Here is a 20,199-nt window from a genome sequence, read left to right as displayed (position 1 = left end):
ACATTCGGAAGGAGTGGAAGTATCACTTCCTTACGACACTCGGAAGGAAAGACACTCCGCAAACCGTCCAGATGCCGCGAAACAGCTCGGCTGACATCCTGCAGGGGACGCTCGATCTCCTGGTGCTAAAGACGCTGGCGCTGCAGCCGATGCACGGCTGGGGGATCGCGCAGCGCATCCAGGAGATGTCGCGCAACGCCCTCGACGTGGGGCAGGGATCCGTGTACCCCGCGCTGCTGCGGCTGGAAGACCGGGGGCTGATCTCGAGCGAGTGGGGGGTGACGGAGAACAACCGCCGCGCCCGGTACTACAGCCTGACCCCGCTCGGCCACGAGCAGCTCGAAGTGGAGATGGCGGGGTGGCGCAGCTACGCCCGCGCCGTCGAGCTGATCCTCCGAACCACCTGAGAGGCGCCCCATGCATTCCAAGGCCCTGCTCGCCCTGCTGCGCGGCCGGTACCGTGCCCTCTTCCGCCGCGGTGAGGTGGAGGCGCGCCTCAGCGAAGAGATCCAGTTCCACCTCGAGATGGAGACGGAGAAGAACATCCGCGCCGGAATGTCGCCCGACGAGGCGCGGCGGGCGGCGCGGCTCGTCTTCGGAGGCGTGGACCGGATCAGCGAGGATCACCGCGACGCGCGCGGCACACGCTTAGTGGAGGACGCGCTGATCGACGTGCGCTACGCCGCGCGCTCGCTGGCGCGGACGCCCGGATTCGTGGCGGTCTGCGTGGTGACGCTGGGGATTGCCATCGGAGTGGGGACGTCGCTCTTCTCGGCGGTGGATGGCTTCTTCTACCGGCCGCTCCCCGTGCCGGGCGGCCGGGACCTGGTGGCGGTGTACACGAGCGACTACGGCGGCGAGCTGCTCGGTGGCAGCTCGCACGCGGACCTGCTCAACTTCGCGGCGGGCACGAGCGGCATCGCGGAGCTCGCGGGCGAGTCGGGCGTGGCAGCCGCGGTCGGCAGCGGCGACGACACGGCGATGCGGCGAGGCGCGCTGGTGAGCTCCGGGTACTTCGCCGCGTTGCGCGTGAAGCCGGCGCTGGGGCGCTTCCCCGCGGGCGCGCGCGCCGACGAGCCGGCGATCGTGCTCGGCTACACCGTGTGGCAGCGCGCCTTCGGTGCGGATCCTTCGGTGGTCGGCAAGACGGTGAGCGTCAACGGCCACTTCTACCGCGTCGCCGCCGTGGCCCCGCGCGAATTCCTGGGGATCACGCGCGAGTTCGCGAACGAGTTCTGGGTCGACGCTGCCTTTGCACCGATGCTCCTTCCCGGCGAGCCCGTGCTGGACCAGCGCGGCAACCGGCGCTTCCAGATCGTCGGGCGGCTGCGCGAGGGCGCGTCGATGGCGGAGCTGCGGGCGAGGCTCGCCACCGTCGCGGCGCGGCTGTACCAGGATGACCCTGCGAGCTGGCGCGAGGAGGCGGGGCACGGCCGCCGCGTGACCGTGATGCTGGAGCGCGAATCACGCGTAGCCGGGATCGCGCCAGGCCAGCTCCTGATGATGGTGGGCGGCGTGACCGCACTGGGGCTCGGTTTCCTATTAGTTGCAAGCGCCAACCTTGCGAGCCTGTACATGGCGCGCGCCCTCGCCCGCCGGCGGGAGATCGCGACGCGGCTGGCGCTCGGCGCGGGAAGGGGTCGGCTGATCCGCCAGCTTCTCACCGAGGGCGCGGTGGTGGCGGTCCCGGGCGCGCTGCTCGGCATCGCGCTCGCCTACGCGACCTCGGTGGCCGTCGGGCGCTACCGGCCGGACGGGTTCCCCAACGTGGACCTCTCGCTTGACGGCCGCGCGCTGCTCTTCACCGCGGGAGGGACGCTGGTCGCGCTGCTGGTGTTCGGGCTCGTCCCGGCCATCCAGAGCGCGCGCACGGACGTGCTGTCGTACCTCAAGGACGGCGGCTACGCGGGGAGCCTCGGCATCCAGACAGGGCGGGTGCGGGGCGGGCTCGTCGTGACGCAGGTCGCCCTGTCGCTGATGTTCACGGCCGGATCGGTGCTGATCGCCTCCGCGTTCAGGCGTCTGGCGGAGGACCGGCGCGTCGACGCTTCCGGCGTCCTGGTGGCGCCCGCCACGCTGCTGCAGGCGGCGGGCGACTCGGTACGCGCGTCGGCGCTCGTCCGCGACGTCATCGCCCAACTCGACGGGATTCCCGGCATCGAGGCGGCGAGCGCGGCCATGATGGTACCGCTTTCAGGCTCGCGTTCCACCACCAGCGTCGTACCGCGCGACACGCGTGAGGCGGGCGGCAGCCGCTCCGTGGACATGAACCTGGTGCGCCCGCGCTTCTTCGAAGTAGTGGGGCTGCCGCTGGTGCGCGGCCGCGACTTCAGCGAGGGGGAGATGGGCGGAAGCGCGCGCGTGGCCATCGTCAGCACGGCACTGGCGGAGCGGCTCTGGCCCGGAAGCGACCCCATCGGCAAGCGGCTGCAAGTCGATGCCGCCGGCGCCGACGTGGAGGTCGTGGGGCTCGTGGGTGAGATGGGGAAGGAGTCGCCGGGCGAGGGGCTGCTCTACCTGCCGCTCCAGGCGGGCGGCGGCTCGCTGGTGCTGCACCTTCGCGCGGGCGGGTCGGCGAGCGCGCTGGCCGCCCCCGTTGCGCGCGAGCTGCGCCGCTACAACGCGCAGATGGTGGCCCCGGAGGTCACCACCATGAGCAGCTACATGGACCGCGCCTTCCTGCCGCAGCGCATCGCGGCGCGCGCGTCCGGCGTCCTCGCGCTGCTGCAGATGGTGCTTGCCGTCGCCGGGCTGTCGGGGCTGGTGGCGTTCGTGACGGCGCAGCGCAGCCGCGAGATCGGCATCCGCGCGGCGCTCGGAGCCGGACGCTCCAGCATCGTGGGTCTGGTGCTGCGGCAGGGCATCCGCCTCACCGCCATCGGCGGTGTGGCCGGCGTCGCGCTGAGCCTGCTCATGGGTAGGGTGATCGCCACTTCGCTCCCCGTCGGCGCCGTGATCGAGCTGCGCGCGCTGGCGGCGGCCATCGCATGCTTCGCCCTCGTGGCCGGCGCGGCGATGCTGCTCCCCGCCCGCCGCGCCCTCGCCGTCACCCCCGCGGCGGCGCTCCGTGCGGATTAGGCGGAGCAGTCACATACCGGGTGCGCTCAATAGGAACCCGCCAGCTCAACCCCGTGCAGCTCCGCTAGATAGCGAGCATTATCCACGCTGCGCGCGACGAGGCGCAGGAGCGAATCCGCGGCGGCGCCCTGCGCAACCGTGCCGCGCTCCCACCGGACGACCGTGTTCTTCCCGACCCCGAGGAGGCGCTCGAACTCGGGCTGCGTAAGGCCGAGCCGCCCCCGGATCTCCTTCACCTCCGCCGGAGACAGGAACTGGTTCGCGTTGCGGAGGGCGTCTGCCTCCGCGCGGAGGCTCGCGTCCATCATCCCCGGCGTGTAGAACGTCTCTCCGCACTGCTCGCAACGATAGAAATCATCCTGTGCGACCGTGCCGAGCGGCGCGCCGGCCACCCTCCTGGGCTCACTCACCAGACGCGCTTCGCCCCCGCACACCGGGCACTCCATTCGCGATTCCACTGAAGACCCTACCGCGCCGCGCCCCGCCGGGCGGGCCGGAAGGTGGGATCGCCGATGCGCCAGGGCGGGTTGCGGCGGTTTCCGCCGGCCCAGTAGAGGCAGATCACGTTGCCGGCGGGGTCGAGGAGCCGCGCCTCGCGCCAGAGCCAGCGCTGGTCCGTGGGGTCCTGCGTGAACTCGATACCTTTGGCCTTCAGCTCGTTCACCAGGGCGTCCAGCTCCTCGTGCTCGAAGTAGACGACGACGCCGGTGTCCGCGGGCACGGCTTTCACCGCGTGAACCGAAAAGGTGGCCCCGCCGTCGCTGCACTCGAAGCGCGCGTAGGCGGGCGTCGCCACGATCTGCCGGAAGCCCATCGACCGGTAGAACGCCGCCGATGTCGCCACGTCGAGCGCGGGAAGGGTGACCTGGTTCAGGTTCATCGCGGTGCCGGCGCTGAGCGCGGGGTGGGGAACGGCTTCATCGCGTCTCGATGGTGATGACGCCGCGGCCGTACCCCCGGCCATACGTGGCGCGCGCGCTGATGGAGTCGACCCAGCGCATGGATACGATCTGGTTGGAGTCGTAATCCCGCAGCGCGCCGAGCCCCCCTGCATCGCGCCCGTTCACCCACACCCGGATCTCGCGCGACCCGTCCGCATCCATCTGCGATGCATCGCCCTTTTGCCGCAGCCAGGCCGGACGCAGCCGCTGGACGAGGTCGAAGGCGTCGCTGGCGTTCGCGGCCCTGATCTCCGCTTCGGTAAGTACGTCGCGCGCCGAGCGCGGACGAGAGGACGCGGCGAGCACGTCCGGCTGTGGCTTTCCGGCGCGCGAGGGGGTGGATCGCGGTGGCGACAGGTGACATGCACCCAGGAGCACGGCCAGGCAAACCGCCGATACCGGGCGCACGGGCGAGAGGCGATTCATCAGCACCAGCAACCTGTGGGGGAGGGACTACTCGGAGCCGCGGCGAGCGTGAAGCTAGGGGAGCCAGCGCCGCGAAGTATAAGGCATCGCCGCCACTCGCACGAGGCGCGGCCGTCCCTCGTTGGGCCGGAAGCGCGGGTGCGTCTACGGTCCGCTGGGTGGGCGAGGCTGCTCAATCAGCAGGCATCCGTCAGCAGTCCTGGGCACGTCCCGATACCCCATCGCGAAGCCGATGCCGCATAACAGTACCAGGCCGGTCGTCGCCAGCTTCACGAGGCGCGGCGAGTAGCGCCGGTCGTACCTCGGACGGCTGCTCAGAGCCGGAGCGACGCGCCCAAGCACGTCCGCGCCGTTCCCCATCCACACCCACCAGAGGCCGGCCGCCCAGGTTCCGAGGGTCACCAGGGAGTTGGCGGCACGTGCGGGGCCATCAAAGGAAAACGCGCCGGCGCAGAACGGGTCGGACCATCCCGCCACCAGCCCGATAACGCCCAGCAGAACGGGCGCGCCGACCAGCAGGAGCGCCGCGCCCTTGAGGAAGCCATCCAGCTCCCGCTTCGTCATCGTTCCGGCGTCCACGAGCCTGCGCAAACGCCGCCGCCACAGCAGGACGTTCGCCAGCATCACGGCTGCGCAAAAAAACCACAAGTACCGGAAGAGAGGCATCAGGTGATCCGGCGGGGAGGAGATGGTCTCACGCAAAGGCGCGAAGGCGCAAAGAAAGACTCAGCGGCCGAGGCTCACGCGAGCGCGGGCGAGTGCCAGGGGCGATGCTTCGTCGGAGGTGGAATCGGAGCATGGTACGCGGACAGCGGTGACGCGGCCTGCCTTCGTCGTGAACGGCGGGCCAAAATCCCAATACTCCAACGCTCGGCCGCGGAGCGTGTCGCGCGTACGCGGAGCATCGAAGATCAGCTCGGAGCCGCTGAACCCGGTGTGGAACATCATCCGCACCCTCACCGGGTTCGACTCCGCCGACCAGTAGAGCGACGGCGGCACATCGTGCTCGCCATGAAGCGGCCGGAGGTTCGCGTCGAGTTTGGTGAGCGCCCATCGGAGGCCGGTGGGGTTCCCCCGCTCCACCTTCCCGAGCGCAGCGGAGTCGAGCCGCACGTGCGACGGCGCGAAGTAAAGGCTGTCCGACGCGGGTCGCCCCCGGCGGTCGAACAGCGCGTAGCAGCCGACGAGGTCGCGCGGAAGGTTCAGCTGGGGTTTCGAGGAGGGCCCGGGCTTGGAGCCCTCGTATCCGCAGGAAGCGATCGGCAGTGCGAGCGCCAGGCAGGCGGCACGGAAGATGGAGCGCACGGGTCTCCCCCCGGAAAGTTGTCGTCGGCGTGTGCGGATCGATCGGAACACTCCTCACCACTCCCGCTTCAGCAGGCTGTCGGGATCGAAGGAGCGCAGGTCGATCTTGCCGTAGTCGCGCGGAGGACGCAGCTCGCGCCGCTTCGTCGTCGCTTCCGGGTCGCTGGTGTGGTAGTTGAGCTGGTGCACGCGCACGAGCTGCCAGGCGCGGTCGCGGCGCGAGTACGCAAAGGTGAAGTCCACCCGCCACCGCCACGCCGAGCCGCCGTAGTGCTCCACCGTGAACCGCCCCGGCTCCGCGGTCACGCCTTCGAAGGGGTCGCCCCACACGCCGCCGCACCGCGAGCACATGACCGCGTTCTCGCTGCGCGCCGCCTCCCTGAGCCTCCCGGCGGGCGAGGCCGTCAGCACCACGAGCGAGCGGCGGCGCCCGAAGTCCGGGTCCGGCCCCGCCTGGAGCCGCTCCAGCACGAGGAGGTAGTCGCCGCGCCCATCGAGGTCGAGATCCTTGCTCTCGAGCTCGATGGCGCACGTCCCCCGCCTGACGAACGGCCGCACCGCCGCCGGAAGCGAGGCCGCGGTGCGGCATTTCGACTGCGCGAGAGCCGGCGCGGGCGTGGCGGGCGCCAGGCAGGCGGAGGCGGCGAGGAGGGGGAGGAGCCAGCGTGCGGGCATCGGGATGTACGTGGATGGGGTTTCGGCCGCTCTCACTCCTCGGCGAACCTGCGCTCGAGTGCGTCGATGCGCTTTCCGGCCTCCCCGTGCATCATGTGGAGATGTTCGAGGATCGTTCTCCACGCGTCGGGCAGCTCCATCGTCCCGGCCCGAGCGGCATCCGAGGCCGCGACGACGGCGCGGCGCGCGGCGATCTCGCGCGCGCCGGGGGGAGGGCCGAACCATTCCTCGGTGTACTGCTGCGGGTCCACCGTTCCGTGCTGCGCGAAGTTCTCCCGGGCGCGCTCGATCGCCTGGGGCGTGGCGGATGGGTCGTGCAGCCAGTCGCACACCGCGCAATCGGCAACCGGCGAGGCGGCGTCGATGGTGGGACATCCGCAGCAAGGGCAGTCGGTCCATTGCGCGTCCGGCTCCGCTCCCGTCGCTCCGTTCAGGTGATTGCGGTACTCGGCGAGGGTGGAGGGCGCGGCCGTGGACCCCTCAACGCGGCCCGGCGCCGGGCGAAGGTAGCGCCATGCGATCGCGCAGAGGATCAGCGTGAGGCCGACGAGTACGAGAAGCTGCATTCCGTGCCTCAGTCCACTGGAGTTGGACGGTACGCGATCACCAGGAGTAGTAATACCACTGGCCCTCCGCGCGTTCCACCACGGCATTCGTTCCAGGAACCTCCATCCCATTCCGGAGCGGCGGTGCGCCTTTCCTGGCGTGCACCAGGCCCCAGTCGCGTGTGCGGGCGAAGAGCACGTAATCCCCTTCTATGGAGATCGTCTCCAGGTGGAAGCGCCGCAGCTTGCGCCGGAAGTCCTCGTAGACGGCGGGGTCGATGCTGTCGCGCGCGAGCACGTCCGCGAGCAGTGCCCGACTGCTCCCCCACCTGGTCCCGATGGAATCGAGCCCGGCGCGCGTCCTTCTCACGACCGTTCCGTTGAGGGAATGGGTGTAACCCTCCGACCACTCCCACATCTTGCGGATCCTTCCGTACTCGTGCACCTGCGTGGCGAACTCGTTGACGTCCCGCCTCCGCAGAAAGCGCGAGTCGTTCAGGCGGATCAGCGGCGGCGGAACGAACTCGAGGATCAGTACCCCCAGCACCAGCGCGGACGCCGCGGCCCCCCACCGGCGCCACGATCCCGGGGACCGGAGCACCCACAGGAAGATCAGGAAGCCGGTGATCAGGATGCCGAGGAAGCCGCAGAGCGCCCACCACGTCACCAGGGGCCGATACAATCCCGCCGAAAGGTCGGCCAGCCAGAGCAGAACGCTCGCGGCGTAGCCCACGAACACGAGCAGCGTGAGGCGGCGGATGCGGGGCGGCGTGGCGCCGGTCATCGCCCGAGCACGCGCGCGAGGAGCTCCGGCATCGCGTGGAAGTGGTCGACGTGGTCCGGCGCCGCGTTGCCCGCGTAGCCGATGACCTGGAAGCGGCCGGCGCGCGCCTCGCTGAGCTGCTGCATCCCGCGAGGGCCCCAGCGCAGGCGGCGCGTGCGGCGCAGGCCCAGCTCGCGCAGCAGCCAGTCGGCCGTCTCGGTGGTGCTGGCGTAGGTGCCGGGAAAGATCTCGGAGTGCGTGACGAGGAACCGCTTCTCGCCGCGCATGGCCGCGCGCGCGAATGCCGCGAACGCCGCGAGGTTGGTGGTGTCCAGCGTGCCTCCCGCGGCCAGCGGCGTGCCCTCGGGGACGTACGACGTGTGCATGCCATCGAGCAGGAGCACCGCGTCCACCCGCGCGAAGTGGCGGGGCTCGCGCAGGATGGCGCGCACGGCCCCGTGCCCGGCGGAGAACCCCGACAGCGTCACGCGCCGCAGCCGCACCGTCCTTCCGCCGACCGCCGACACCTCCGCGGCGATGCCGGCGAGGAGCGAGTCGAAGGCGGCCGGCTCGGCGTAGGTGCGGTGGTAGATCCCCGACCCCGCGCCCAGGTTCACGACCGCCACCACCGCGCGTCCGTCCGCGGCCTGCTGCGGAAGCCACGCCGCGCCGTGAAAGTGGATGACGACGTCGATGGCCTCGCGCCTCCGCGCGCCGTCCGGCACCAGGAGCTCCACGGGCCTCCCGCCCGGACCCGTGAACGAGCGCCTGGTGCCCGCGATCTCCCGCTGGACGAGGCGTTCGTGCGCGCGCGTCTCCTCCACCATCGGCGACGGGTTCTGCGACGCCGCGGGGGTCTGCGCCGCGGCGGGCGCCATCCACACCATGGCCACGATCGCGGCGACGACGGTGCGCATGGGCGGACTCGACGCGCTCGTCAGGCGTTCAAGCCGGAGGCGGGGCGAACCCGTCATCCAGCCGCCGCAGCCATCGCCAGTGCAGCAGAAAGAGCCCGGCCGCGATCAGGCTCAGCAGCCCGCTGGTCACCAGGGAGCGCTGCGCCTGGTAGCGGTTCCGCTCGGTGCGATCGAGCCTGAGCGCCTCGAAGCGCCGGCGCAGCTCGGCCTCGCCCGGCGGCGCCTTTCGCAGCGACTCCCGCTCGGACTCGTCCAGGAAGGGAGACTGGTGGTAGGTGGCCCGATACGCCTCGAACGACGAGAGCGACGGCCCGAAGTCGTTCTCGCCCTGGACCGGGTTCGCGAGCGTGAAGAAGCTGTTCACCACCGCGATGCTGGCGAACAGCAGCGTGACGACGCACACCAGGCAGACGGAGTATCCGTACCACTGCGGGATTCGATTCGGCCGGTCCACGGCGTCCCTCCTGGCCAGAGTGCTCGCGAAACCGATCCATAGGATCAGCGGAAATCCGAGGATGATGATTGGAAGCCAGAACAGCGCGGGCGAGGCGTACGCGAAGCTCATATGCACGCTATTCCTATTCTCCGGGAACTCGACCAGCTCCGCGATCGCCGAACGCCTCCAACCTCAGCCGCAGGGGGCACGAAGCGCAAGAGTGGCGTACTCGAGCACCGCCGTCACCCCGCGTTCGCGAGCCAGCCACTCAGCACGAAGAGCCCGATCAGGAGCGGTCCGTGGACCAGCACCGCCGCCAGGGGCAGGCTCAGCAGCGCGCGGCGGCTGATCCACTCCTCCCGGGCCGCCCGGCGGAGCAGGTAGATGGAGAAGGGGAGGTTGAGCAGGAGCGCGGTTACGAGGCCGGGGGAGTAGCCGCCCAGCAGGAATGCGGAACCGATATGCGACGCGACGTTCACCAGCATCACCGCCTGCACCACCAGCAGGATGAAGACGCTTCGGGCGCCGCGAGCCTCCAGCTTCCCCAGCGCCGCGACGATGAAGGGGAGCAGCGTAAAGATCACCAGGGCGGGGAGGAACTGCGCGTATCTGACCTCGGGCACCAGCGGCCGCAGCGCGGCGGGGAAGCGGGCCGGATCGAGCGGGAGGAAGCGCGGCATGAGCAGAGCCTCCTCCAGGTTGTGCACCAGCAGGAGGAGGGGAACGAGCCAGAGCGCGGTCTTACGGGGCAACGACGAGCTCCCAATCGCGATCATCAGGGACCCTGATTGCGGCTGCTGGGCACGAGGTCGCAGAACGCGAACCGCCCGTCGCGCAGCACCACCTCGCCCACCGTGTAGGGCACCGGCCGCCGGAACCCCGGCCCCGCGGACACAAAGGTGTGGAACTCGCCCCTTTCGCCACACGGGTCCACATCGGCGGGGAGCTCCGCGAGGAGCACCGCATCGTACGGGCGCCCCGCGAACGTCGCGGACAGCACCTGCGTGTCCACGCAGACCAGCCGCGCCACGATGCCGCTCGCGAACACCTCCCGCGCCAGATCGCTCGTCGGCTCGCCCCAGAGCGGGAAGGTTGCGCCGAAGCCGAGGGCCTCCACTCGCTCCTCTCGATACCGCCGCACGTCCTCCAGGAAGATGTCTCCGAACGCCAGCTGCTTCACGTCGGGCATGCGATCGCGCAGCTCCCCGAACGCGCTGGCGAGTGCGGCATCGTACGCCTCGTTGGTGCTCTGGGGCGCGAGGGTGACCTCCTGGAGCGGCAGCCCCAGCGCATCGGCCTGCGCGTGGAGGAGCGTGCGGCGCACCCCGTGGATGCTCACCCGGTCGTACTCCGCCGTCACGGTCGTGAGCAGCCCGGCCACCTCGATGCGCGGATCGGCACGCAGCCGGGCCAGGGCGAGCGCGCTGTCCTTCCCGCCGCTCCAGCTGAGGACGACCGGCTCCCTTGCAGTCACCGGGTAGCCGTGAGCTCAGGGACACGACCGCCATCGAGAGCAGCCTCCAGGTGCGCCAACACCGTGCGCCGCAGGGCGCGGATCTGCTCGGCGTATGCGTCGTGCTGCTCTTCCAGGCGCCTGACCTCCGCGGCTCCTTGAGACGGCTCCTGCTTCGCCTCGGTTGAGAGGGCGAGATGCCGCTCGGCGTGTCCTTTCTGGTGATCGAGCAGGTGTATGCCATCGGAGACGCTCTCCACCTCCCGCTGCAGACGGGCCCGTACATCTTCCGGCAGCATGCCCGCCGCATGGAGCGCCTGCACGGCATCGAGCAGGACGTAGCGCGCCATGGTGTGCCCGCAGGCCAGGTTGCGCGCCCGCACCTCGGGGCTGCACAGACCGATGCGCACCAGGGCCGGCTCCGGCTCGCCGCGCGACACCCGCAGAACGGCTCCGTTTTCGATGCGGACGCGCTCGTGGAACATGCGGCATCGCGTCACCTGGAGCGACGCGATCCGGTCGCGCAGGGTGTGCAGCGATTCGAGTGAGACTGCTCGCATTGGTGTCGATGTACCTGGACGAGCTGAGCGGAACAAGAAGGTTCAGCGTGAATGCACCTTAATCAGCCGCGCGTGCGCCCGACGCGCAACGACAGAGGCCAGCGCACCGTGATCTGCGCCTGGGGATCGCCCCAATGCTTCTCCAGCTCGGGCCTCAGCTCCGGGAGCGGATCGCGGCCGGTTGCCTGGACGTATCGCTGCGTCGCGGACCATGTGCCGAGGTAGCCGAGCAGTCCGTCCAGGCTCGTTCGCATCTCCATCGCAAAGGAAGGAGCCGGGATCTCGATGAAGGGGAAGTGCAGCCCGCCATATCCTTCCTCGACCAACCGGCGCTCCGGGGGCCAGTAAGGGCCGACCGTCTCCGAATAGAAGCGGTCGAGCGTCTGCTGTAACGCCGTGTCTGGCATCACCATGTGCCCGTAGCACCAGACCGCGATCACGCCGCCGGGCCGCAGCACCCGCGCCGCCTCCGCGTAGAAGGCGGGCAGGTCGAACCAGTGCAGCGCCTGCGCGACCGTGACCAGATCCGCCGAAGCCGCTTCCAGTCCGCTCCGCTCTGCCGGCGCAACCCGGTACTCGACGCGCGGATGCGGCTCCGCGTGCGCGATCTGCTCCGCGCTCGCATCGGTGGCGACCACCCGCGGAAGATGCTCTGCGAGCGCGACGGCGGCCTGCCCGCTCCCGGTGGCGCAATCCCAGGTGAGCGCCGGGTTCGGCACCAGCGAGACCAGGTACGCGAAGAGCGCCGCCGGGTAGCGCGGGCGGAAGCGCGCGTACTCGGCGGCGGCGCCAGAGAAGTGGTCCGCGAACTCAGCCATGCCGCCCCGCCGCCGATACGCTCATTCGGCGACGACCTGGATGTTGTAGCGGATGTCGTTCGACTCCCCTTCGCGGATCCACTTCTCCGCGAAGCCGGCCAGGCCGTGCAGCGGGTAGAGCGCGCCCCCGAGCTCCGCGACCGTCGCGTCCCGCTGCGCGATCACGCGTGGCCACTGGTCGGCCGGCGACTGCGCGAGATCCCTGGCCAGCGCCCAGGCGAAGTCGCGCGCCACGTCGATGCCGAAGTCGAAGATGCGGTCCTCCAGCGAGGGCGCGATCTCCTCGATGCGGGCCAGGCGGGGCGAGATCTCGGCGAGCTCATCCTCCACGACGCGCACCAGGCGGGAGAGCACCTCGTTGATCTTTTTGAAGTCGGGCCACAGCGCTTCCAGCTCGGCGGGGTTCGGCGCTACCGTGGCCGCGGCGATCCCCAGGTCCAGGTTGATGTGCGCGTTCATCCCCAGGAGCAGGTGCTGCACGACGAGCGGAGTGGGATCGTTCAGCGCGCCGAACGCCACCTGCCAGCTCCGGCTGGGCTGGGCTCCCGCGCAGTGCTGCTCCCACGCATGGAGGAAGCGGCTCGCGAACACCACGTCCAGCCGCTCCATGCGCGCGTTGTCCTGGAACACGTTGCCGGCCACCAGCGCACGCCGCACGTTGGTGGTGACGCGCTCGTACAGCGCGGCGAAGTAGCCGATGCGCTCCCCCTCGCGCAACGCCCTGTCCAGAATGGCGTTGAGGGCCGCGATGATCTCGTCGATGGTCTGGGGCGCGGAGGCTTGCATGGATGCCGTGGAGGGAGTCAGGCGTGTGGGGAATCGTCCGTGGACGAGAACGTGAAGATGGTGACCGGCGCGGGGTCTCCTCCAAGCGCGTGGTAGAAGTCGAGCGCGTGCTCGTCGTCGTTGTCCGCCGGTACGAAGATGGTCTCGATACCCGCGCGCGCGGCGTCTTCACGCAGCATCGTCACCAGCCGCCGTCCGACGCCCCTGCGCTGGTGGTCCGCATGCACGGCGATGTCGAAGATGAAGATCTCCGCCGATTCCGACCGCGTCATGGGCAGCGTGTGCGCGGTCAGCCCTCCCACCAGCTCGTCGTCGTCGAAGGCCGCGACCGCCCAGAACTCCTCTCGGGCGAGAAGGCGGTCGAGGTATGCATCGCCCAGCGGCTCGCATCCCTCGTCGAACACCTCCGCCATCAGCGTGAACAAACGCCTCGCGACGTCGCGGTCGCCCTCGCCCAGCCTCACCACTCGCATCGTGCCCCCGGTTTCCGCGTCCGGGGAAGAGTCGTTCGCGGCGCGGTGCGTGGCAAGGCCCTCGATGGAGCTATCGCATGTACGGCGGCACATTCCGCTTGATCGTGGCGAACTCCCTCTCGGTGAGCGGCAGCTTCTGGAGGGCGTTCCAGGTAGCGAGCGGCGAGTTGCCGCCCACGGCTCCATCGGACCCGAACAGCACGCGCTGTACGCCGAGCTGCCGGATGCTCGCCGCGAGGCGCCGCGACACCTCCGCCGATTCGCCGAGCCCGCCCAGCCCGGAGACGTCGAACCACACGTTCTTCATTCGCGGGTCCCGCTCGGCGGCGGCCCGCACGAAGACCTCGAGCGCCGCCTCCACCGGTGCATCGTCCAGCCGGCCGGCCCCCGCGAGGTGCGCGATCTGCACCACGACGTCCGGCGCCGCGGGAAGGATCTCGGTGAGGAACGTCCCCGCGTACGCCGCGCCGTACGGGCGCTGCCGCGTGACCGAAGGGCGCATGTGCACCACGATCGCCATCCGCCGCTCGTTGGCCAGCCGGAAGACGCGCCGCACGCGCTCGACTTGCTCCGGCAGGTCCAGCTGCACGTCCGAGTTCCCGAAGTGGAGCTTCAGCCCCGTCCGCAGCCGCGCATCCGCCGCGCACCGCTCGATCTCGACGGGTGCGTAGTCGCTGAGCGGATTCACCGCGCAGAAGGCGCGGAGGCGCCCCGGAAAGAGCGCCACCTGCTCCGCCGTCCAGTCGTTCTCGGCACGCACCCGCGCGTACTCGTCGGCCACGGGAGGCCGGTTCGGGTTGGAGAACTGGTACGCGATGGAGAACACGGCCGCGTACCGGATCCCCGCCGAATCGAGCAGCGCGACCAGCCGCGGTGCCGTCACCCGCTCCAGGGTAGGCGAGAGCGCCTGCGTCCCCGGCCCGAACAGGTGCTGGTGGAAGTCGCCCACCGGTCTCGCGCGAGCATGCGCGCACCCCGTGCTCAGCGCGACGGCCACACAGCACAGACGAGCCAGGATGCGAAAGCGGAGCTGGGTGGACATGGAGGGATCTCCTCGGGGGCGGGGATGCTGGTTTTTCACCATGGTGGTGGAAAAGCAGCACCTTGCTCGATAACTAGCATAGGTGTCCCGCGTGCGTCAAGTGCGCAGCAGCGGGTCAGGCGGCGTCGTACGGCAGCTGCAGGTGGTGATGCCGCGTGTGGATCTCCTGCAGCCGCACGAGATCGACGACGGGAAGGCGGCCGAACGCCGGGTGGTCGACGGTGGGGCTACGCAGGTTTCTCGCGGCGCTTTCAAACGCCGCCACAGCGGTCTCGAAGCGATCCAGGAGCACGGGCGCGGGCCCGGGGGAGGTACCTGGCCGCATCACCGAAGGCGCTTTGCTGGCCGTCGGGAAACGCCCGAGCCACAGCACGGGTTTTAGCAGCAGCGTGCGGATCAGCGGCCGCAGAAACCGTGGCGGGGCCTTGCCTGGCGAGCGGCCATGGAGAACTTCGCCGCCGGTCTCGTACGCCAGCGCGAGATGCTCGACGATCTGCCCCGGCGACCACTTGCCCTCCGCGCGCGGCCGATCCCACCGGTCCGGCGGCAGCGCCCGCGCCGACGCGAGAAATGCCTGCACTGCTTCGTGATTCGCCTGGAGCGCGGTTTGAAGATCTGGCATGGCGATGGTCGGGTGGCTGGTGGTCCTGAGATGGCGCGTCAGACATCTGGCCGCGGTGGTACGCCCGCGCCACGCGCGCTCGAGTGCGGCCGCCCCGAGCACCCCGAGCGCATACGCCGCGAAGTCGCGCGGGTCGAAGCCGCTCCCCAGCACCAGGTGCCCCAGCCCGGTGGCGCGGACTGCATCCAGCGCGGGTGCATGATACAGCTGGCTCGCCTCCACCGCGACGCACACGGCCAGGGCAACCGCGGCCCGCGCGCCGAGCGCCATCCGCGGCACGAGGGCGCTGATCCACCAGGTGAGCATCGCCGCCCACAGCGCATCCCCCGCCACGTCGCGCACGGCGGGCGACAAGGGGAGGCCGCCGAGGTGCACCGCCAGTCCGGCTACGATGGTGGCGATCGCAACCGCGGCGTACGCGGCCCGCGCGCGGAGCTCAGGAGACATGCGGGCGCTCAAAGCTATCGCGGTTCCTCCGGCAGGCGGAAGACCGGCAGGCGAAGACCGCGCAAGATCGCCAGCAGCCGGAGCACCGCGACCGCCAACATCCCCAGCACCGCCGCGGCGGGCCGGCCGACCCCCGCCTCCTGCACCAGCAGGTAGAGCGTGGCACCGGCGATGGCGGCCGTCGCGTAGATGTCGCGGCGCAGGATCAGCGGGACCTCGGCGCTGAGCACGTCGCGGAGCACGCCGCCCGCCACCCCGGTAATGGTCCCCATCAGCACCACGATGATCCCCGGCAGCCCCGCGGCCTCCGCCACCTGGGCGCCCATGATGGAGAACAGCGCCAGGCCCAGGGCATCCGCGATGAGAAGCGAGTTGAGCGGCGCCGGCCACAGCCGCACGTAGACGATGGTGAGCAGCGCCGCGACGGTGATGACGACCAGGTAGGTGGGATCGGCGATCCAGAAGATGGGGTGCCGGTCCAGGAGGAGGTCGCGCGTGGTGCCGCCGCCGATGGCCGTGACGACCGCGATGACGAGCACGCCCAGCAGGTCCAGGCCCTTTCGCCCGGCCGAGAGTGCGCCGCTGATGGCGAACACGGCCACCCCGAGCAGGTCCAGGACGTAGACGGTCACGCGCGGGGATTCATCAAGAGCGGCGCCATTCCTTTTCCATTCCGAGCGGTTCGTATCGGAAGCTCGGACGAGGTAACGTGCGGGCCAAGCTGCCGAAGTCGCCGGCGGTGCCCCGGCCATTATGGACGCCGGCGCCGCGGATGTCCAACGTTGGGAACAACGAGTTGGTTGCGACTGTAGGGAAACGCGGGTATCCTCCTCCGGTCCTGCACCTGTTTCCCACGCAGGATGGACAGCCCCGGCCAGACCGCCCGGGCTGAACCGCCCCGTCCACGGCTCCCCTCACCGCCGTAAGCATGGCCCTCCCGGTTCGTCCGGCGTCCCACGTGGCCGCCGGTCTTCCTGAAAAAGAAGCGCTCACCCTCCGGCTGATCGCGTTGCTGGCGGTCGCCTGCATCCTGGGATTCGGGGGCGTGTACCGCGTGGCCATGCCGGGGGCGAACGACCCGTGGTCGTACCGCTTCGTGGTCGCCGCGGTGTGCGCCGCGCTGTACATCGCCTCGTACGTACCGGGCCGGCCGGGCTTCGTCTTCGTCATGCACGTGACGTTCGCGACGGTGACCGGCTGGGTCGTGCTGCTGATGGACCTCAACGACTTCGCGCCCGAGTACGCGCTCGGGTTGATGGTGATCGTGGCGGTCATCAGCATGCTCTTCCGCGGCACCATCTCGCTGACGATCTACGGGCTCGCCACGCTGGCGGCGGTTACGGTGGTCGCGTCACGCGTAGCCGAGCCGCGGATGAGCCCCCTCCTCTTCGCCAGCTACCTGGTGGCGATCCTGGGGCTGTTCTGGGTGGTGGTGCGCAACCGCCTGCGCGCCGAGCTCGAGATCGCCGCCAGCGAGGAACGCTACGCGCTCGCCGCCCTCGGCGCCAACGACGGGCTGTGGGACTGGGACGTGGCCGCGGGCACCCTCTACCTCTCGCCGCGCTGGCGCGAGATCGCCGGCGCGCCGGATGACGAGGAGGGCCCCGAAGCCTGGCTCGGCCGCATCCACCCCGCCGACCGCGCGCGGGTGGACGCGGAGCTCTTCCCGGCAGGCGGCCCGGTCGGCACGCACTTCGAGTCCGAGCACCGCATCTCCCACAGCGACGGGAGCTGGCGATGGGTGCTGGTGCGCGGCGTGCGCGTGGTGGGCCCGGACGGCTCGATCGTGCGGATGGTGGGATCGCAGTCCGACATCTCCGAGCGGAAGCGCTTCGAGGAGCAGCTCGTCCACGACGCGCTCCACGACTCGCTCACCGGCCTCCCCAACCGCGCCCTCTTCCTGGACCGCCTGGAGCGCGCCATCGCCCGCACGCACCGCCAGCCGGCGTTCCACTTCGCCGTCATCTTTCTGGACCTGGACCGCTTCAAGGTCATCAACGACCGCGTGGGCCACGTTGCGGCCGACGCGGTGCTGACGGTGGTGGCGCGCAGGCTGGAGCAGTGCCTTCGCCACGGCGACAGCGTGGCGCGGCTGGGCGGCGACGAGTTCGCGCTGCTGGTGGAGGACGTGGACGAGCCCTCGCTGGTGGCGCAGCGCATCCAGCACGCGCTCGTGGCGCCCATCGACGCAGGCGGGGAGCCGGTGGTGGTCACGGTGTCGATGGGGATCGCCGTCAGCTCCACCGGCTTCGCACGCCCCGAGGACGCGCTGCGCGACGCCGACGCGGCCATGTACCGCGCCAAGGCCCGGGGCCGGTCGCGCTTCGAGGTGGCCGACGACGAGCTGCACGCCCACTCGCTGGCCCAGGTCGCCATGGAGGGCGAGCTGCGCCACGCGACCGGGCGCGGCGAGCTGCGGCTGCACTACCAGCCCGTTGTCCGCCTGGACACGCGCGAGCTGGTGGGCTTCGAGGCGCTGATGCGCTGGGAGCACCCGACCCTGGGCCTCTGCTCTCCCGCCGACTTCATCCCCCTGGCCGAGCAGACGGGGATCGTGACGGCGCTGGAGCGGTGGGCGCTGCGCGAGGGGTGCAGGCAGATGCAGGCGTGGCGCGGCTCGCACCCATGGATGGAGGAGCTCTGGCTCTCGGTGAACCTGTCCACCCGCCACTTCCTGCGTCCCGCCCTCGCGCAGGAAATCCAGGATCTGCTCGGCGAGACGGGCTTCGCGCCGGACCGCCTGCACCTGGAGATCACCGAGAGCGTTATCATGGACGACCCGGCCGCCGTCGGGCCGCTCCTGCACCGGCTGCGGGCGTCGGGCGTGCGCGTGGCCATCGACGACTTCGGCACGGGGTACTCCTCGCTGGCCTACCTCCACCGGCTTCCGCTGGACACGCTCAAGATCGACCGCTCCTTCGTGCACCAGATGCGCTCCGACCCCGCGCTGGAGGCGGTGATCCGCACGCTCCTCTCGCTGTCGGAGATCCTGCACCTGGAAACGGTCGCCGAGGGCGTGGAGACGGAGGAGGAGGCGAGCGCGCTGCTGCGGATGGGGTGCCGCTTCGGCCAGGGCTTCCTCTTCGCCCGCCCCCTCACCCCCGCCGACGCCGAACGCCTCCTCGCCGCCACCCCCGGCACACCCGTTACTGCGTAAAGGCAGGCGTTCGTTCAGCCCCGCCGGTCCTCCAGCAGGATACGGCGAGCTTCCTCGTGCGTCACCACGTCACCGCGATGGGCGGCCTGCAGCCCGCGAGCGACTTTCGAGACGAAGTACAGCCGATCCATGGCATCCTCCACGGTCGCATCCTCCGGGAGCCGCTCCACCGCCTCGCGGAGCAGCTGCTTGGCACTCACGGACATAGGTTCTCGTGCGGTAGAGGAGAGAGGGAGATTTGAGTCTACCTCTTATCGCGGGATGCGTACAGCAGGTGTTCGACAGTTAAAGCTACACGCGGCAGACCGAATTGGCGCCAATGCTGGACTTTTATACCCGAAATCGTTGGATTTGCCGAAAACTTGTTGTACATGGATTTATAATCCACCTTGACTCCGCATCAGGATATCATCTATCCTGTTGCACATGTACCTCCGCGAAGTCGTCTCACCGCGCAAGCGCGGCCCTGACACCCGCTACCTCCAGCTCGTCGAAGGCGAGCGGGACGCGCAGGGCCGTGTGCAAACCCGCATCCTCCACTCCTTTGGACGCACGGACCAGCTCGACCTCGAGCAGATCCAGCGTCTGGTAGACCAGCTCGGCGGGTATCTCGATCCCGCTGCGCCGCCGGCTGCCCCGGGCCTGGAAGTGACCCGCACGTGGACGTTCGGGGGCACGCACCTCCTCGATTCGCTCTGGAGGGAGCTGGGGCTGGACCGGTTCTTTACCCACGCGCTCGAAGCGCGCGCGTTCGCGCAGCCGGTGGAGCGGGCGCTCTTCGCCCTCGTCGCGCACCGTGCGCTCGCTCCGGCCTCGAAGCTCGCCTGCTCCCGCTGGGCCGGCGCCAGCGCCTGGATTCCAGGGCTCGACCGCGGCGGCGCCGAGATCGAGGTGCAGCACCTGTATCGCGCCATGGACTTCCTCCACGCCGGGATGCCCGAGCTGCAGGAGCACCTGTACTTCCAGGTGACGGACCTGCTCAGCGCCGACGTCTCGGTCCTCTTCTACGACACGACCAGCGTCAGCTTCCACCTCGAACAGGCGGACCCCGAGGGAGGGCTCCGGCGCCACGGGTACTCGAAGAAGAAGCGTCCGGACCTGCCGCAGATCGTGGTCGCGCTGGCGATCAACCGCGACGGCATCCCGGTGCGTCACTGGATCTATCCGGGCAACCGCATCGACGTGAGCACGGTGGAAGAGGTCACGCGAGACCTCCTGGGCCTGCGGCCCCGGCACTTCCTGTTCGTGGGGGACCGGGGGATGGTGAGCCAGGCGAACCTCGACTTCCTCGAATCGCGCCGCCTCAAGTACCTTCTCGGCTTTCCGCTGCGGACCGATCCCGCGCTGGAGGCGCGCCTGCTCTCGCTGCGCGGCCGCTACCGCCCGGTGCGCGAGGGGCTCGGCGTCAAGGATACGCAGATCGAGGACGGAGCCCGCACCCTGCGCTACCTGCTCTGCCGCAGCGAGGCGCGGGCGGAGCGGGACGCCCGCACTCGCACCACGATCCTGGAGCGGCTCGGGGCGGCGCTCGCCGACCGGAGGAAGGGCGCTGCATCCGGAACCACGCGCGCCGGCCGATCGCTACTCACCAAGCCCGGCTACGCACGCTACCTGGCGAAGGGCGCGGATGGAAAGCTGCGGATCGACCCCGCCCGCGTCCGAGCCGCGGCCCGGCACGACGGCAAGTACGTGCTGGTCACCAACGAGCTCGGCCTGCCGGCCGAAGAGCTGGTCCTCGGCTACCGGGATCTCTGG

24 protein-coding genes are annotated in these 20,199 nt (G+C 70.3%); 4 read left to right on the top strand and 20 right to left on the bottom strand.

The window, feature by feature from the left end; translation table 11 throughout:
- The first annotated feature begins 71 nt into the window (after window positions 1–71).
- Together VF647_09135 and VF647_09130 are read left to right on the top strand one after the other, a co-directional pair.
- Window positions 72–407 carry a PadR family transcriptional regulator gene (locus VF647_09135; protein ID HEX8452246.1) on the top strand — a complete coding sequence of 112 codons (336 nt, stop codon included), beginning with the start codon at window positions 72–74 and terminating at the stop codon, window positions 405–407.
- A 10-nt stretch (window positions 408–417) separates the two neighbouring features.
- Window positions 418–3,078 (top strand): ABC transporter permease, encoded by a 2,661-nt coding sequence (locus VF647_09130; protein ID HEX8452245.1) that lies wholly within the window; start codon window positions 418–420, stop codon window positions 3,076–3,078.
- A gap of 26 nt (window positions 3,079–3,104) precedes the next feature.
- Here the strand turns inward: VF647_09130 and VF647_09125 are convergent, their stop codons facing one another.
- The 19 genes from VF647_09125 to VF647_09035 form a co-directional block, all read right to left on the bottom strand.
- Window positions 3,105–3,524: a type II TA system antitoxin MqsA family protein gene (locus tag VF647_09125; protein ID HEX8452244.1), complete on the bottom strand. Its 420-nt coding sequence runs from the start codon at window positions 3,522–3,524 to the stop codon at window positions 3,105–3,107.
- A gap of 20 nt (window positions 3,525–3,544) precedes the next feature.
- Window positions 3,545–3,958, bottom strand: coding sequence for a VOC family protein (locus tag VF647_09120; GenBank protein ID HEX8452243.1), 414 nt, complete (start codon window positions 3,956–3,958; stop codon window positions 3,545–3,547).
- 37 nt (window positions 3,959–3,995) lie between these two features.
- Window positions 3,996–4,445, bottom strand: coding sequence for a hypothetical protein (locus tag VF647_09115; GenBank protein HEX8452242.1), 450 nt, complete (start codon window positions 4,443–4,445; stop codon window positions 3,996–3,998).
- 144 nt (window positions 4,446–4,589) lie between these two features.
- Entirely contained in the window at window positions 4,590–5,009 is a 420-nt protein-coding gene (locus VF647_09110; GenBank protein HEX8452241.1) for a hypothetical protein, read from the bottom strand.
- 162 nt (window positions 5,010–5,171) lie between these two features.
- Window positions 5,172–5,750, bottom strand: a complete 579-nt coding sequence (locus VF647_09105; protein ID HEX8452240.1) for a hypothetical protein — start codon at window positions 5,748–5,750, stop codon at window positions 5,172–5,174.
- A 54-nt stretch (window positions 5,751–5,804) separates the two neighbouring features.
- Window positions 5,805–6,425, bottom strand: coding sequence for a hypothetical protein (locus VF647_09100; GenBank protein ID HEX8452239.1), 621 nt, complete (start codon window positions 6,423–6,425; stop codon window positions 5,805–5,807).
- A 32-nt stretch (window positions 6,426–6,457) separates the two neighbouring features.
- On the bottom strand, window positions 6,458–6,991 hold the full coding sequence (locus tag VF647_09095; GenBank protein HEX8452238.1) for a hypothetical protein: 534 nt from the start codon (window positions 6,989–6,991) through the stop codon (window positions 6,458–6,460).
- 37 nt (window positions 6,992–7,028) lie between these two features.
- Window positions 7,029–7,754, bottom strand: coding sequence for a hypothetical protein (locus tag VF647_09090; GenBank protein HEX8452237.1), 726 nt, complete (start codon window positions 7,752–7,754; stop codon window positions 7,029–7,031).
- Entirely contained in the window at window positions 7,751–8,650 is a 900-nt protein-coding gene (locus VF647_09085) for a hypothetical protein (GenBank protein HEX8452236.1), read from the bottom strand. The genes VF647_09090 and VF647_09085 overlap by 4 nt, the downstream gene beginning before the upstream one ends.
- Window positions 8,651–8,678: 28 nt before the next feature.
- A complete protein-coding gene (locus VF647_09080) occupies window positions 8,679–9,215 on the bottom strand; it encodes a hypothetical protein (protein ID HEX8452235.1) in 537 nt (178 codons plus the stop codon).
- A gap of 113 nt (window positions 9,216–9,328) precedes the next feature.
- Window positions 9,329–9,838 carry an HXXEE domain-containing protein gene (locus VF647_09075; GenBank protein HEX8452234.1) on the bottom strand — a complete coding sequence of 170 codons (510 nt, stop codon included), beginning with the start codon at window positions 9,836–9,838 and terminating at the stop codon, window positions 9,329–9,331.
- A gap of 23 nt (window positions 9,839–9,861) precedes the next feature.
- Window positions 9,862–10,560, bottom strand: coding sequence for a hypothetical protein (locus VF647_09070; GenBank protein ID HEX8452233.1), 699 nt, complete (start codon window positions 10,558–10,560; stop codon window positions 9,862–9,864).
- Entirely contained in the window at window positions 10,557–11,099 is a 543-nt protein-coding gene (locus VF647_09065; GenBank protein ID HEX8452232.1) for a hypothetical protein, read from the bottom strand. The genes VF647_09070 and VF647_09065 overlap by 4 nt, the downstream gene beginning before the upstream one ends.
- 62 nt (window positions 11,100–11,161) lie before the next feature.
- A complete protein-coding gene (locus VF647_09060) occupies window positions 11,162–11,917 on the bottom strand; it encodes a class I SAM-dependent methyltransferase (GenBank protein ID HEX8452231.1) in 756 nt (251 codons plus the stop codon).
- A 21-nt stretch (window positions 11,918–11,938) separates the two neighbouring features.
- A complete protein-coding gene (locus VF647_09055; protein ID HEX8452230.1) occupies window positions 11,939–12,703 on the bottom strand; it encodes a DUF5995 family protein in 765 nt (254 codons plus the stop codon).
- Between the two features lie 17 nt (window positions 12,704–12,720).
- Window positions 12,721–13,176, bottom strand: a complete 456-nt coding sequence (locus tag VF647_09050) for a GNAT family N-acetyltransferase (protein ID HEX8452229.1) — start codon at window positions 13,174–13,176, stop codon at window positions 12,721–12,723.
- Window positions 13,177–13,246: 70 nt separating this feature from the next.
- Window positions 13,247–14,218 carry an amidohydrolase family protein gene (locus tag VF647_09045; GenBank protein HEX8452228.1) on the bottom strand — a complete coding sequence of 324 codons (972 nt, stop codon included), beginning with the start codon at window positions 14,216–14,218 and terminating at the stop codon, window positions 13,247–13,249.
- Between the two features lie 115 nt (window positions 14,219–14,333).
- A complete protein-coding gene (locus VF647_09040) occupies window positions 14,334–15,287 on the bottom strand; it encodes a DUF2809 domain-containing protein (protein HEX8452227.1) in 954 nt (317 codons plus the stop codon).
- A gap of 14 nt (window positions 15,288–15,301) precedes the next feature.
- On the bottom strand, window positions 15,302–15,919 hold the full coding sequence (locus tag VF647_09035; GenBank protein HEX8452226.1) for a trimeric intracellular cation channel family protein: 618 nt from the start codon (window positions 15,917–15,919) through the stop codon (window positions 15,302–15,304).
- A gap of 296 nt (window positions 15,920–16,215) precedes the next feature.
- Here VF647_09035 and VF647_09030 point away from each other — a divergent pair, with 296 nt between their 5' ends.
- Complete coding sequence (locus tag VF647_09030; GenBank protein HEX8452225.1) at window positions 16,216–18,444, top strand: GGDEF and EAL domain-containing protein; 2,229 nt, start codon at window positions 16,216–16,218, stop codon at window positions 18,442–18,444.
- Between the two features lie 14 nt (window positions 18,445–18,458).
- On the opposite strand, the gene VF647_09025 is transcribed toward VF647_09030, so the two are convergent.
- Entirely contained in the window at window positions 18,459–18,650 is a 192-nt protein-coding gene (locus tag VF647_09025; GenBank protein ID HEX8452224.1) for a hypothetical protein, read from the bottom strand.
- A 220-nt stretch (window positions 18,651–18,870) separates the two neighbouring features.
- On the opposite strand from VF647_09025, the gene VF647_09020 reads away from it, so the two are divergent.
- The coding region (locus VF647_09020) for an IS1634 family transposase (protein HEX8452223.1) at window positions 18,871–20,199 on the top strand (1,329 nt) is incomplete at its 3' end.

It is taken from the genome of Longimicrobium sp., assembly GCA_036387335.1.
Classification (GTDB): Bacteria; Gemmatimonadota; Gemmatimonadetes; order Longimicrobiales; family Longimicrobiaceae; genus Longimicrobium.
This window is presented reverse-complemented; position numbering and strand designations above follow the sequence as displayed.